Source organism: Candidatus Palauibacter sp., from assembly GCF_965216145.1.
In the GTDB taxonomy this organism is placed as follows: domain Bacteria; phylum Gemmatimonadota; class Gemmatimonadetes; order Palauibacterales; family Palauibacteraceae; genus Palauibacter.
This window is the reverse complement of sequence record NZ_OZ244149.1, coordinates 3940512-3954155: the sequence shown is the minus strand read 5'-3', so window position 1 is coordinate 3954155 and position 13644 is coordinate 3940512. Positions and strand designations below refer to the sequence as shown.

At 70.2% G+C, this 13644-nt stretch carries 15 protein-coding genes; 10 read left to right on the top strand and 5 right to left on the bottom strand.

Annotated features, from left to right (window positions below; translation table 11 throughout):
• The first annotated feature begins 3 nt into the window (after positions 1–3).
• From ACOOHF_RS17030 to ACOOHF_RS17015, 4 genes are all read left to right on the top strand, one after another.
• A complete protein-coding gene (locus ACOOHF_RS17030) occupies positions 4–810 on the top strand; it encodes an enoyl-CoA hydratase/isomerase family protein (RefSeq protein WP_420462616.1) in 807 nt (268 codons plus the stop codon).
• The gene (locus ACOOHF_RS17025; protein WP_420462615.1) at positions 807–1460 is read left to right on the top strand and encodes a hypothetical protein; all 654 of its coding nucleotides are present in this window, start codon (positions 807–809) and stop codon (positions 1458–1460) included. Before ACOOHF_RS17030 ends, ACOOHF_RS17025 begins: the two co-directional genes overlap by 4 nt.
• Before the next feature lie 13 nt (positions 1461–1473).
• Positions 1474–1746: a hypothetical protein gene (locus tag ACOOHF_RS17020; RefSeq protein WP_419933630.1), complete on the top strand. Its 273-nt coding sequence runs from the start codon at positions 1474–1476 to the stop codon at positions 1744–1746.
• 96 nt (positions 1747–1842) lie between these two features.
• The gene (locus ACOOHF_RS17015) at positions 1843–3195 is read left to right on the top strand and encodes a RecQ family ATP-dependent DNA helicase (RefSeq protein WP_420462614.1); all 1353 of its coding nucleotides are present in this window, start codon (positions 1843–1845) and stop codon (positions 3193–3195) included.
• On the opposite strand, the gene ACOOHF_RS17010 is transcribed toward ACOOHF_RS17015, so the two are convergent.
• The 3 genes from ACOOHF_RS17010 to ACOOHF_RS17000 form a co-directional block, all read right to left on the bottom strand.
• On the bottom strand, positions 3128–5452 hold the full coding sequence (locus ACOOHF_RS17010; RefSeq protein ID WP_420462613.1) for a TonB-dependent receptor: 2325 nt from the start codon (positions 5450–5452) through the stop codon (positions 3128–3130). The genes ACOOHF_RS17015 and ACOOHF_RS17010 overlap by 68 nt on opposite strands.
• A 70-nt stretch (positions 5453–5522) precedes the next feature.
• Positions 5523–6317, bottom strand: a complete 795-nt coding sequence (locus tag ACOOHF_RS17005) for an anti-sigma factor family protein (protein WP_420462612.1) — start codon at positions 6315–6317, stop codon at positions 5523–5525.
• 59 nt (positions 6318–6376) lie between these two features.
• A complete protein-coding gene (locus ACOOHF_RS17000; RefSeq protein ID WP_419933626.1) occupies positions 6377–6907 on the bottom strand; it encodes a sigma-70 family RNA polymerase sigma factor in 531 nt (176 codons plus the stop codon).
• 220 nt (positions 6908–7127) lie between these two features.
• Here ACOOHF_RS17000 and ACOOHF_RS16995 point away from each other — a divergent pair, with 220 nt between their 5' ends.
• The 4 genes from ACOOHF_RS16995 (at position 7128) to rpmA (ending at position 10996) form a co-directional block, all read left to right on the top strand.
• A complete protein-coding gene (locus tag ACOOHF_RS16995) occupies positions 7128–8354 on the top strand; it encodes an acyl-CoA dehydrogenase family protein (protein ID WP_420462611.1) in 1227 nt (408 codons plus the stop codon).
• 225 nt (positions 8355–8579) lie between these two features.
• Positions 8580–10127, top strand: coding sequence for an Rne/Rng family ribonuclease (locus ACOOHF_RS16990; RefSeq protein ID WP_420462610.1), 1548 nt, complete (start codon positions 8580–8582; stop codon positions 10125–10127).
• Between the two features lie 111 nt (positions 10128–10238).
• Positions 10239–10739: a 50S ribosomal protein L21 gene (rplU, locus tag ACOOHF_RS16985; protein ID WP_420462609.1), complete on the top strand. Its 501-nt coding sequence runs from the start codon at positions 10239–10241 to the stop codon at positions 10737–10739.
• The gene (rpmA, locus tag ACOOHF_RS16980; RefSeq protein ID WP_420462608.1) at positions 10739–10996 is read left to right on the top strand and encodes a 50S ribosomal protein L27; all 258 of its coding nucleotides are present in this window, start codon (positions 10739–10741) and stop codon (positions 10994–10996) included. Before rplU ends, rpmA begins: the two co-directional genes overlap by 1 nt.
• 106 nt (positions 10997–11102) lie before the next feature.
• Here the strand turns inward: rpmA and ACOOHF_RS16975 are convergent, their stop codons facing one another.
• Positions 11103–11882: an enoyl-CoA hydratase/isomerase family protein gene (locus ACOOHF_RS16975; RefSeq protein ID WP_420462607.1), complete on the bottom strand. Its 780-nt coding sequence runs from the start codon at positions 11880–11882 to the stop codon at positions 11103–11105.
• Positions 11883–12022: 140 nt separating this feature from the next.
• On the opposite strand from ACOOHF_RS16975, the gene ACOOHF_RS16970 reads away from it, so the two are divergent.
• Complete coding sequence (locus ACOOHF_RS16970) at positions 12023–12442, top strand: HI0074 family nucleotidyltransferase substrate-binding subunit (RefSeq protein ID WP_419933620.1); 420 nt, start codon at positions 12023–12025, stop codon at positions 12440–12442.
• Positions 12439–12741 carry a nucleotidyltransferase family protein gene (locus ACOOHF_RS16965; protein ID WP_419933619.1) on the top strand — a complete coding sequence of 101 codons (303 nt, stop codon included), beginning with the start codon at positions 12439–12441 and terminating at the stop codon, positions 12739–12741. Before ACOOHF_RS16970 ends, ACOOHF_RS16965 begins: the two co-directional genes overlap by 4 nt.
• A 52-nt stretch (positions 12742–12793) precedes the next feature.
• On the opposite strand, the gene ACOOHF_RS16960 is transcribed toward ACOOHF_RS16965, so the two are convergent.
• Entirely contained in the window at positions 12794–13630 is an 837-nt protein-coding gene (locus ACOOHF_RS16960) for a hypothetical protein (RefSeq protein ID WP_420462606.1), read from the bottom strand.
• Positions 13631–13644 lie beyond the last annotated feature (14 nt).

The following is a 13644-nucleotide window of genomic DNA, read 5'->3' as shown; positions in this document are numbered from 1 at the left end:
ACCGTGTTCGAACATCTCGACATAGACATCGACGAGCGGACCGGCGTGTACCGGATCCACCTCGACCGGCCCGAGCGGCGCAACGCGCTCAACGGGGCGCTGGTCGCGGAACTCAAGGAGGCGCTCGCGCTCGCCGACGCGGACGAGCGGGTGCGCGTGATCGGACTCGGCGGGCACGGCCCGGACTTCTGCGCCGGGGCGGATCTGGCCGAGGTACAGGCCTCGGTGGAGGAAGGCGTCCTCGCGAGTCTGCGGGAGGCGGAGGCGCTGGGGGAACTGTTCACCCTCCTCCGGAAACTCTCGAAGCCGGTCGTCGCGGTCGTTCACGGTCGTGCGCTCGCCGGCGGGTGCGGGCTCGCGACGGCGTGCGATCTCGTGCTCGCCGCGGAGAGCGCCCGCTTCGGCTATCCCGAGGTGCGGCTCGGCTTCGTCCCCGCCATGGTGACGGCGATCCTGCGCCGGAACCTGGGAGAGAAGCGCGCCTTCGAACTGATGGCGCTCGGAGACACGATCGACGCGCGCGAGGCGGCGCGGCTCGGCCTCGTGAACCGGGTCTACGCCGACGCGGAGTTCGAGACGGAAAGCTCCGCGTTCCTGGTCGAACTCGCGGGCCGGAGCGCCTCGGCGCTCGCCTTGACCAAGCGGCTCCTGTACGGCGCCGACGCGCAGAGCTTCGAGGCCGCGATCGCGGCCGGCGCCCGCGTGAACGCGCTCGCCCGCATGACCGACGATTGCCAGGCGGGCATCCGCAAGTTCCTCTCCCGCGACAAGAAACAGGACAAGAAACAGGACGAAGGGAAGACAGCATGAGCGACAGCGACGTCGTTTCGCCGCCGGGTTCGGCGTTCCTGTGGCGGGCGGGGGCGCTCGCCTCGGGCGCGGCGGGCCTCTTCCTCCTCGCGACGGATGGGGAGTCGCTCAGCATCGCGGTCCTGCTGCTCGTTGTCGCGCTGGCCGCGGCGGGCGTGCTGCTCGGCGGCGGAGCGCACGGCCCCGCAGTCGAAGGTCGGCTCGACCTGAGCGCCCGGCTCGGCCTCGGGCTGCTGGGCGGGAGCCTCGCGGCCGCCGTCTCCGCCGCGGCCCTCTCGGTCCTCGCGCGGATCGGTCTCACGGGCGCACTGGGCGTGGGGCTCAGCTCGGCGTGGAGCGGGCCGGAATTCCTCGCGCATCTGGCGAGCGGCGCCGTGTGGGGCATGGTGCTCGGGATCCTGTACCGCGAACTGCCCGGCGCGTCGCCCGGCGGGCGGGGTGCGCTGTTCAGCCTCGTGCCCGCGCTCTACCTCCTGGTCAAGGTGTATCCCGTCGACCGGGATCTCGGCCTCTTCGGCGTCGAGTTGGGGGCGCTCACCTTCGTCTTCGTCCTCGGGCTCAACTTCCTGTGGGGGATGATCGCGGGGGCGGTCATCGGCTGGGGAGAGGCCGGCGACGAGACGCCGGTCGCCCGCCCGATCGACGAGTAGACCCGGGCCGCGCGTGGAGACCGAGACGCCAGCGGAGACCGGGCCGCCAGCGGAGACCGGGCCGCAAGCGGGAGCCGGACCGCCGACGGACGCCGGCGGCGGGGGCGAACCGAGCGCGAGCCGCGACTGGTGGCTCAGGCTGCAACTGGGACTCGGCCTCGCCGGGGGCGCCGCGTGGTTCGCGGGCGCCTTCATCGAGCAGGAATTCCTGGCCGGCGCGGGGTGCGGCCTCATCCTCGCCGCGCTCGTCCTCAGACTGGGCCGGAGGAAAGCCGACGCCGACTGACTCCGGCGGGAGCTGACTCCCGCCGAGGTCCGGCACCGGAGCCCACCCGACCGGGACGTTTGATACGCCGTTGATCGGGCGAGGCATCTCGCGGGGGTGAGCACCCTGCAGCAGGCCCGCGATCTCCTGAAGGCCCGATTCGGCTACGACGACTTCCGTCCCGCGCAGTCGCGCGTCGTGGAGGCGGTGCTCAGCGGGCGCGACACGCTGGCGGTGCTGCCGACGGGATTCGGAAAGTCCGTCTGCTTCCAGATTCCGGCCCTGCTGCGCTCCCGGCCCACGCTCGTCGTGTCGCCGCTCATCTCGCTCATCGACGACCAGGTCGGAGGGGCGGGGCGGCGGGGCATTCAGGCCCTCGGCTGGACGAGCGCCACGCCCCGGGACGTCGTGGACGAGGCGCTCGAGCGTGCGCGGCACGGCGGGCTCGATCTCCTCTACCTCGCGCCCGAGCGGCTGGAGAACCTCGCCGTCTGCGAACGGCTGCGGAGGATCGGCCTCGGCGGGATCGCGGTGGACGAGGCGCACTGCGTGTCGCAGTGGGGACACGACTTCCGGCCGGCCTACCTGGGGATCGGCGTGGCGCGCGAACGGCTGGGGAACCCGCCGCTCACCGCGCTCACGGCCACCGCCACGGCGCGCACCCGGCGGGAGATCGAGCGTCTCCTGGGGATGGACGGGCCGATCCGCGTGTTCGTGTCCAGCGACCGGCCGAACCTGCGCTACTTCGTCGAGTCGGCGCCCGACCTGAGCGCCGCGTACGAGCGGGTCCGGCAGGAGGTCACGGCGTGCCGCGGATCGGCCGTCGTGTACGCGCGCACGCGGGGGCTGAGCGCCCAACTCGCGATCGCGCTGTCGCGGTCGGGCGTCGCCGCCGCCCCCTACCATGCGCGCCTGCCGATCGAGCGCCGCCAGACGACGCAGCGGGCCTTCCTGGACAGCCGCATCCGCGTGGTCTGCGCCACGACGGCCTTCGGGATGGGGATCGACCACCCGCACGTGCGGCTCGTGGCGCACCTGGGCGCTCCCCAGTCGCTGGAGGAGTACGTCCAGGAAGCGGGTCGCGCCGGACGCGACGGCGAAGCGGCGCGGTGCGTGATGGTCGCGGTGCGCGCCCCGCGGCGCGGCGTCCTGCGGTTCGTCCGGCGCGAGCGGGCCCGGCCGGGCGGCCCCCCGGGCGGCGCGCGCGGCGAGGAGCCCCCTGACCCGGAACGCGCCGCGGCCGAAGCCGTGCGCCGGGCGGCCATGCGCGCCTACACCGAGACGGCCGGGTGCCGGCGCGCGGCGATCGCCGCCTACTTCGGGGAGCGGGCCCCCGCGTGCGGCGGCTGCGACAACTGCGAGCGCGGCCGGGCCGGCCACGCGCCCCGGCCGGGCCGGCACATCAGAACGACCACGCCACCCCGAGCACGGCGATCAGCGGAAGAGAGCCGAGCGGCACGGGGTGCGTGACCGCCTCCTCCGGCCCCGCCCGGTAGAACAGGGCGTCCCGGCGATCGAGCGCGTTCAGCACCCGCACATAGGGGGCGATGACGAGCGGGGAATCGCCCACGCTCGCGACCCAGCGCCGGGACACCTCCGCGTCGATCCTCAGATACGAGTCTTCCGGCGCCCCCGACAGCGTGGGCACGGGATCGTCCCCCGTCACGGCCCCTTTCGCCTCCCGGGTCACGGTCGTGAACGGGAGGCCGGCCCCATAGGCGAGCCGGATACCGAAGTCGAAGTCCTCCGCCTCCGTCGAGAGCCCGCCGCTCAGCAGGTGCCGGCCGACGAACGGCGTCTCTTCCTCCGGGTCGTTCGTCCATACCCAGGCGATCGAGTAGCCCACCCAACCGCGCACCGGGCCTTCCTTCGCCTGCACCCACACGTCCAGACCCGAGGAGAAGAGGTGATCGGCCGTGTTGGGCAGGTCGTCGAAGGACTTGAAGTAGCCCTCGACGCCGACATCGATCCCGTTCTCGAGCGCGTTCGAGAACCCGACCACGACGTGTGATGCGCCCGCGACGTTCGACGCCGCGTTCGGGGTGGGAGGGGTGGAGTCCCCCGCGGGGAGAATCCGGCCCACGGTGGGTCCGGTGAGGTCGCCGGAGAGGATGGACTCGGGTCCTCGCACGACCTGGAAGAATCTCCCCGCCGAGAGCCGAAGGTCCGCCGCCTCCGTGATGTGCCAGGTCACGGTGGCCCGCGGGGCGAACTTCGCGCGCCCGGCCGGGGCGAAGTAGCTGGCCCGGAACCCGCTCCTCACCTCCAGCTCCGGCGCCACCTGCCAGATGGCCTCGCCCCAGGCCGCGGTCACGTTGGCCCGGGTGACGGCGTGGGCCAGCAGGTGCGACGTCTGGCCTCCGAGCACGTCCCGCTGGTCGAGCGTCGTCTCGTGCGTGTCGAAGCCGCCCCCCGCGGCCCAGCGGATCTTTCGGCCGCCCGATTCGAAGAAGGCCTCGGCCCGCGACCGGGACGTGCGTCCGAGTGCGTCCGCGAAGAAGACACGGGCGTCGAGTTCCTTGTCGCGGGGCAGCGGGAGCCCGGTGTCGAACCGTCCGTACGCACCTCGGAGCGTGATCGTCCCCTCGCCCACGGCAAGACGATAGCTCAGCGAACCCGCCAGGTTGCCCCAGTAGGCCGACTCCACCGCCCCGGTGTCCTCCAGGCGCCCGATGTCGAGGAGGACGGACTCGCGGTTCCAGAACCCCGTTCCGGACAGTGTCCCTGGCCCCAGCCGGTAGTCGATGCGACCCAGGACGTCACCGTACTCGTACGGCATACGCCGTTCGTCCGTGATGAACCGATACCCGAGCCCGTGGAGCGCCCGTCCGCTCACGAGTACCCGTCCCGCGCGACCGATCGGGCCCTCGATCCGGCCTCCGCCCCCGAGGAGGTCGGCCGAGCCGGCGGTCCGAAAACGTTCCGCGTCGCCCTGGCGGGTCTCGAGATCCAGCACGTACGAGAGCCCCCCGTCGTAGCGGGCCGGCGTCCCGCCGATGTAGAGCGACGCGTCCTGGAGCACGCCGTCGGGAAAGGCGTCGAGCAGGCCGCTGAGATGGAAGGGCGCGTATACGGGCGCGCCGTCGAGGAGCACGAGCTTCAGGTCCGACGCGGCCCCGCGCACGTAGAGCACGCTGGTCGGATCGTTCGGGTCGGTGCCGCGCCCGTCGACCGTGAGGCCGGCCTCGGCTACGCCCGGGGACGAGTCGAGCGCGCGGAGTTCCGTCTCCCCTTCTTCGCGGAATCCGTCACGGGTCATGCCGGGCACGGTCAGCCGCCGGGCGGCGACCTGGGCGAAGAGGCCCGGCATGACGACGGGCTCTCGCTCGAGCGCCAGATCGAGCGGGACGTCGCCGCCTGCGGGGACGACGACGCCGGTCTGGAGCGGCGCGCGGTCGAGCGCCCGGGCCAGGACGAGCACGGGCCCCGGCGGGAGCCCCGACACCCGGTACGCGCCGTCCGCGTCCGTGATCACGAACCAGGTGGTGCCGGGAAATCGGATCTCGACGGACGCACCCTCGAGCGGCATCTGGGCTTCGGCGCTCAGCACCCGGCCGTGAACACTCCCGCTGGCGGGTCGGTCCGATGTCGTCTGGGCGAAGGCCCGGGGTGTTGGAAGCAGGACGACACCCAGCAGGCAGAGGAGGGCGCCGCGCAATGCCGTGCCCGCGCGCGGTCCCGTGGGATGGGAGACGCGCCCCGACCTGCGGTGCATGGGGTTCGTCATCCCGGGACCCGCCTTCGAGGCTCGTTAGATCTTCGCGTCGCTACCCGTCGTCCGCCGCGACAGCCCGCTGCTACCCGTCGGTGCCGAGAAGGATCTGCACCGGGCTCGCATCGGCCGACGCGGTGCGGCGCAACTCACCACCTTCGAGACGGACGACTTCGCTGTCGTCGATCATTACAGAACCCGAAGCGGCCCCGCGAGGCAAGGTCACGAGGATCTCATCCGCCGCGCCGCTGACTTCGATGACGCCCGGTTCCACGTGGAAGTTCGCGTCGCGGGCCCGCACCGAGGCCTGCTCCCCGTCGGTGAGCCGGATCGTGAGCCGCAGGCCTTCACGCCCACCGGCGACCGCGACCCGCACCGACCCGTCGTCCGGCTCGACCGACACCTGGCTCGGCCCGGCCTGGCCCGGTTCCTCGGGTCCGCCCGCGATCCACGCCGCGAGGGTTTCGATCCCGTCGTCGACCCAGCCGCGGACCGGCGACCCGGGAACGGCGTAGGCTCCCGCGGCCAGCAGGAGCGTCAGGCCGGCGGCCACCGCGACGGAGCGGCGGCCCATCCACCCGATGCGCCATCCGCTGCGCGCCTCGCGCGCCGCGCGGGCGCTCGCGAGCGGGACGGGCGCGGATCGCGCGGCCTCGCGCAAGGCCTCGGGCATCTCGACCCAGGCGGCCGGTACGTCCATGACCTCGAGCGCCGACGTCACCCGTCGCACCGCGAAGCGCAACTCATCGCGCCGCGCGGCGCAGACCGCGCAACCCATCGCGTGGTTCTCGACGCGTCGCCGCTCCTCGACGGAGAGTTCCCCGTCCAGGAGTGCGAGCAGCGCGCCGTCGTCGACATGCGGATTTTTGTGGTGGCTCATCTTCACGACCTCCCAACACTTCCTTCTCATCTATTGTTCAGTCACCGCCGGGGGGAGCATCACCCCCCGCGACGGGCCTCGTCCTCCGCGATGCGCGGGTCCAGCACCTCCACGAATCGGGCCAGAGCCCGCGCGAGCAGCGTCCCGACGGATCCCGGCGCGACCTCGACCGCCTTCGCGATCTCCGCGTAGCGGAACCCTTCCTCCCTCATCAGCAACATCTGCCGGTCACGCTCGGGCAACTGCGCCAGCGCGGCGCGCACCGCCGCGATCCTCTCCGATCTCACGACCGACCGATCCGGAGCCTCCAACGGCTCGCTTGTCAACTCCGACTGCTCATGCTGCTGCGCCAGCAACCGTCGCCGGCGCGCGGTCATGCGCGCGTCGTCCCGCACCAGATTCGTCGCGACCGTGAACAACCACCTTCGCACCTCATCATCGGGAATGGCCTGGTCGAGCAGCCGCACAAACGACTCCTGGGCGACATCCGCTGCCAGATCCGGATCACCGACCATCCGGTCGACGTACCGGAAGAGGGGCACCCAATGGCTGTTATACGCCGCCTCGAAGTCCACGGTTCTCCCATCCACACCGTTTCCGGCACGCGCAGAGCGCCGTGGGCCAAACCCCTGCCACTCATACCGTCAACGCGCGCGGAGGCCGTATCGTGACGTGTCCGGCATGATCCGGACGTTTCGGCGGTACGCCCGCCTCCGGTAGGTTAGGCCCCCGACGGCTGGCGGGATACCGCCTGCGGGCAGGCGGACAGGGGTGCGACGGCGCGCGCGACCAGCGTGCGAAAGGGATTCGATGGGCGAGTCGAGCTATCCACTGGAAGACCATCACGAGATGATGCGCGATCTGGTGCGCGAATTCGCCGAGGCGGAGATCGCGCCGATCGCCGCGGAATACGACGAGTCCGAGGATTTCCCGTGGGAGACCGGCGCGCAAATGGCCGAACTGGGCCTGTTCGGCATCCCCTTCGAGGAGGAAATCGGCGGGGCGGGGATGGATCTGCTGGCCGCTGCGATCGCGGTGGAGGAACTGGCCCGCGTGGACGCCAGCCACTCGATCATGATCGGAGCGCACACCTCCCTCGCCGCGACGCCGATCCACCGCTGGGGCACGGAGGAGCAGAAGGAGCGCTTCCTGCGTCCGCTGGCGAGCGGGCAGGTGCTGGGCGGGTTCGGGCTCACCGAGCCGGGATCGGGTTCGGACGCCGCCTCCATGCGGACGACGGCCCGCAAGGTCGGCGACCGGTGGGTCCTGAACGGGCGCAAGACCTGGATCACGCACGGCGGCGTGGGCGAGGTGTTCGTCCTCGCCGCGCTCACTTCGCCGGAGAAGGGCTCCCGGGGCATCACCGCCTTCCTCCTCACGAAGGAGACCTGCGACCTCGCTGATGCCGAACGCGTCGGGTTCGGGCACTCGCCGGATCTCGAGCCGATGCCGGGGTTCGTCACCGGAGAGAAGCTCCGCAAGCTGGGCTGGAACGCATCCGACACGCGTGAACTGATCCTGGAGGATGTGGAGGTCCCGGAGGAGAACGTGCTCGGCGAGGTGGACCAGGGGTTCCCGATCTTCCTCGACACGCTCGATGGCGGACGGGTGGGGATCGCGGCGCACGCGATCGGCATCGCGCAGGGCGCGCTCGACCAGGCGGTCCGCTACACGGCCGGGCGAAAGCAGTTCAACAAGCGGATTCAGGACTTCCAGGGCGTCCGCTTCATGCTTGCGGAGGCCGGGACGCGCATCCACGCCGCCCGGCTCATGATGCATCACGCCGCCCGTCTCCGGATGTCCGGAAGACGGCACAAGAAGGAGGCGGCCATGGCCAAGCTGTTCGCCTCCGAGACGGCGATGGACGTGACCTCGGTGGCGGTGCAGCTGCACGGCGGGTACGGCTATTCTCGCGAGTATCCCGTCGAACGGATGATGCGTGACGCGAAGATCACGGAGATCGGCGAGGGGACGAGCGAGATCCTCAAGATCGTGATCTCCCGCGAGGTGCTCCGCGAGGCGGGCACGCTCGGCTGAGTTGCCCGCGGGACCTGCCGCCGGCCGACGTCAGCGTGGCCCTCGACGGGCTGTTATCTTGGGTCGCAGCCGATCGTACCCATCGTAGCCGAAACCACGCCGTACGATCAGATACATGGACGCCCGGCCCCCGGCCGGCCCGTCCACCTGAAAGACGCGAACAACAGGAAGTCGATCCTCTGCTAACGCAATCGGGGACGGCAGCCGCGCGCGCACGCTGACGGCTTGCGCCGCGAGATCGTCGTCAACGCCACGACCCGCGAGAAACGGGTCGCGATTCTGGAAGACCGCCAGCTCGTCGAGCTCATGCATGAGCGACCCGACGAGCGCCGCATCGTCGGGGACATCTATCTCGGCGTGGTCGAGGCGATCGTGCCCGGTCTTCAGGCCGCGTTCGTCGACATCGGGGCCGAGAAGTCCGCCTTCCTCCACGCCTCCGACCTCGAGCCCGACGAAGACGACGACGAGGACGAGGTCACGGACCCGAACGGGGCCAACGGAGGGCGGCGGCGGAATCGGGACCGGTCCCATCCTCCGATCCAGGATCAGCTCTCCAAGGGCCAGCCGCTCCTCGTCCAGGTGACGAAGGAGTCCATCGGCACGAAGGGCCCTCGCATCACCGCCCAGATCTCGCTTCCGGGCCGGTTCCTCGTCTACCTCCCCGGCTCATCTCATATCGGCGTCAGCCGCAAGATCGCGGAACGGGAGGTGCGGGCGGGGCTGCGCCGGATGGTGCGGGAAATCCTCGGAGACGAAGGCGGCGTCATCGTCCGCACTGTCGGCGAGGAGATGACGAAGGAGACCTGTACGGGGGAGCTTCGCGCCCTGCGGAAGGCGTGGACGAAGATCCGCCGGAAGCAGCGGGGTGTGAAGGCGCCGGCCCTCGTGTATCAGGACGCGCGCTTCACGTCCGGCGTGATCCGGGATCTGTTCTCCGACCGGATCGACCTCCTGACCGTGGACTCGCAGGATCTGCATCACGAGATCAAGTCCTACCTGGGGCAGGTGGACCCCGGTGGGCTCGACCGGGTGCGGCTCTACGAGGATTCGAAGCCGATCTTCGACGAGTTCGGCATAGAAGAGGAGCTCCGGCGCGCGTTCCGGCGCAACGTACGGCTCCCCGCCGGCGGCCACGTCGTCATCGAACAGACCGAGGCGCTGGTGTCGATCGATGTGAACACCGGGCGCTATACGGGTCGCCGGGATCCCGCGCAGACGATCCTCAAGACGAACCTCGAGGCGGCGACCGAGATCGCGCGCCAGCTCCGGCTGCGCGACGTCGGCGGCATCATCGTGATCGACTTCATCGACATGAACGACGAGGAGTCGCGCCAGAAGGTCGTGCAGCAGATGCGGACGCTGCTGGGCCGCGACCGCGCCCGCACGAAGGTGTTCGGCCTCTCCGAACTCGGGCTGCTCCAGCTGAGCCGGCAGCGGGTGAGCCCCAGTCTGCACCAGCGCATGATGGAGCCGTGCCGGTGCTGTGAGGGGGAGGGGATGATCCTGGCCTCCGAGACGGTCGTGCGCCGGGTCGAACGGGCGCTCGACCGCGTGGCCGCCGCCGGCAAGGAGCGGGGGATCACGATCCTCGCCCACCCGGTCATCGCCCTGCACCTCCTGGAGCGCGAGCGCGAGTTCCTGAACCGGAAGCGAGCCAGCGCCGGGATCCCCCTCGAACTGCGCGACAACCCGCTCCTCCGTCTCGACGAGTTCCGGCTCCTCGCCCACCCCGCCGAGTCCGACGTCACGAAGAAGTACATTTCCAGCGAGTAGCCGCGCCCGCGACGGGGTCTGTTCGGCACCGATTTTGTTTGACACATCCGCCGCGCGCGGATAGACTCGTCGGTCCGATGTCCTTCGATTTTTCGGTGATGGTCTGACGATATGTACGCGATTTTCAAGGCCCAGGGGAAACAGTTTCGCGCGGTGGAGGACGCGGTGCTCCGCATCCCCTCGCTCAAGGCCGAGCCCGGCGACACGGTGACGTTCGGGGAGGTGCTTCTCCTCGAGCGAGAGGGCGACGTTCAGGTGGGCACCCCGTCGGTGGCGGGGGCCTCCGTGGCGGCCGAGGTGGTGAGCCACGGCCGCGGCGACAAGATCATCGTCTACAAGATGAAGCGGCGGAAGGGCTACCGGCGAAAGCAGGGCCACCGACAGGGCTTCACCGAGATCCGCATCCTCGGCATCGACCTCTCGGACGGAAAGCCGGAAGCGGCGGCCGAGCCGGAAGCCGCCGCGCCTCAATTCGACATTACCGACGTGGCGCGCGCACTGGCCGAGGCCCACGGTCTCGACCTGGCCGCGATCGAGGGGACGGGCAAGGGCGGCCGCATCCTCAAGAAGGATGTGGACCAGGCGATCGCGGCGGCGGAGGGAGACGGCTGATGGCACACAAGAAAGGTGTCGGATCCAGCCGCAACGGGCGTGATTCGAACGCGCAGTACCTCGGGGTCAAGCGGTACGGCGGCGAGCGCGTGATCGCGGGGCATATCCTCATCCGGCAGCGGGGGACGCCCTTCCATCCGGGCCGGAACGTCGGGCGTGGGAGGGACGACACGCTGTTTGCGCTCTCCGACGGCGTCGTGGAGTTCCACCGCCGCCGCGGCCGCCGCTTCGTCAGCGTGGTGACCCCCGCGGCGTAACCGCCACCAGGAGCTGGCCACGGCCAGCCCCCGGCGCTGGCTGCCAGCCGCACCGCCACCGGCTGCCAGCCCCCGCCGGGCCCCCCCGGAGCCAGGCCGGGCGGCGTCAGGAGCCTCTGAACTCGGGCTTCCGCTTCTCCAGGAAGGCGCTGACGCCTTCCGCCATGTCGTCCGTCGAGAAGAGGAGCGAGAACCAGCTCCGCTCGAACTTCAGCCCCTCGTCCAGCGGCATCCGCCGCGCGGCCATGATGGATTCCTTGGCGGCCTGAAGCGCGAGCGGGCTCCGGACGGCGATCTTCGAGGCGAGTTCCATCACATGGCCTTCGAGCTCCTCGGGCGCTACTGCTGCTTCGACGAGCCCGATCTGCTCGGCCTTCTCGCCGGTGATCAGCTCTCCGCTCATGATGAGCCGCATCGCCCAGCCCTCCCCGACGAGCCGCGGGAGCCGCTGCGTACCGCCCGCTCCCGGGATGAGTCCCAGGTTGATCTCGGGCTGACCGATCCGGGCCGCCGTCGACGCGACCCGCATGTCGCACGCCATGGCGAGTTCGCACCCGCCGCCGAGACAGAACCCGTTGATCATCGCGATCACGGGCTTGGGGAAGCTCTCGACCGCCCCGTAGATGTCTCCGCGCTGCATCGCGCGGTACTGCTCGACCGGCCGCGCGTCCTTGAACTCCGAGATGTCGGCGCCCGCGATGAACGCGCGGTCGCCGGCACCCGTGAGCACCACGACGCGCACATCGTCGTCCGCCCCGAGGGCATCGAGCGCGCCGAAGACGGCGCACCGCACCTGGCCGTTCAGCGCGTTCAGCTTGTCCGGCCGGTTGACCGTGATCCTGGCGATATGTCCGTCGAGTTTCTCGACGAGAAGGACGTCACTCATGACGACTCCGGGTTTCGGGTTGGCTCGTTGCGGGCCGCTCCCGGCAGCCCGTTCGGCCTGCGGCCCGAAGGGTATCATCCGGAACCATCCGGTTCCACCCGAGGCTATGCGACAGCTTCCGTGAATCGTAAGCTTCCCGCATGAAACTCGACTTTTCGCCCCTGACAAACGCGGTCGGGCAGCTGGAGAGGAGTCTGGCCTACCTAAACTCCGATCTGGCCCGTGAGGATGCCGGTCTGCGCGAGCAGTTCCGGGCGGCCGCCATCCAGGCATTCGAGTTCAGCTATGAGTTGTCCGTCAAGATGATCCGCAGACAACTGGCTGCTATCGTCGCGAGACCCGCCGCCTTGCACCAGATCGACTTCGCGGACCTTATGCGAGATGCGGCGGACGCCGGGATCATTCGCGATGCGCGCACGTACATCCGATATCGGGAGATGCGCAACCGAACGTCCCACACCTACAACGCGGATCGTGCGGAGGAGGCCGTGGTCGCGATGCCGGGCTTTCTCGGCGACATGCAACTCCTGCTGGCGGAACTCGAACAGCGAAACGCGTGAAAGCGATCGATATTGATCCGGCCGATCTCGACACGGTTCGAACTATTCTGGGCCGGCACGCGCCCGACCTCGAGGTCCGCGCTTTTGGCTCCCGCGTTTCGCACACGGCCCGAGACACCTCCGATCTCGACCTCGTCCTCATGACGGTCGAACCCCTCGACCTCGACCGCATGGCGGGCTTGAGAGCGGCCTTCACCGCCTCCGATCTCCCCTTCCGCGTGGATCTCGTGGATTGGGCCTGCACATCGGGGAGCTTCCGCAGGCTGATCGAGAGCGATTTCATCGTGATCTGCCCGTGAGCGCCGCACGAGCCGACTAACGTAATCTGCGCCCCATAGGCCGGGACGTTTACTACGCGGCGTTACGGCGCCCGCCGGCAGCGCGGAGGCTCGCGACCTTGCCGAGGAGGTCGAACCAGAAGGGGGCCCCGAGACTGACGGCGGAGATCGTGATCAGCCACCCGAGCACCCGGGCGATCCAGTCGAGGAAGCTCCAGTCGCCGAGGCCCACGTCTTCCCAGCCGAGGGGGAAGGCCCCGAGATCGGGGACATCGGCATCGGCCAGCGTCCCGGCCTCGACCGCCTGTGCCGCGAGTTGAGCCACCGATTCGCGGAGGGCGGCGTCCGTCCACAGGTCGCGGGCCACGTGCAGGGTACTGGCGTTCGCCGCCACCGTGACGACGGCGCCGATGACGAAGATGAGGACGTGGGCCCGCCTCTTGTACCAGCCGGAGACGCGGTTCATCCCCTCGTCGAGCCAGCCCGCGACCTGCCCGCGGAGGCCGTCCACCGTGTCCACCCCGCGAGTGGCGAGAGCGCGCAACGTCGGCCCCAGCACATGGTCCCCGTCCACCCGCTCGACGAGAACGCTCGCTGGCCCCGCCAGATCGACCACCGGCTTTCCGTCCTCATCGTGGGCGAGCAGATCGAGGAGCGCCGTCGCCATCGTGTCGGGCTCGATGTAGGACGGCAGCTTCCCGTCCCTGGCGAGATTCGCGATCAGCGGATGGGCGTAGACCTTCTCCGCGTACTCCTTCCCGAGGAGCGACTCGACGCCCGCCCGCAGGTTCTTCGACCGGAGTCCGAGCAGGGCGGAGATCCACTCCGTGATCGCCGACGCCGCGAGGCTGAGGACGACATAGAGCAGGGCGAGACCCAGCGCGACATCGACGACCGGTTGATCCAGCATCGTCCCCCTCTTCC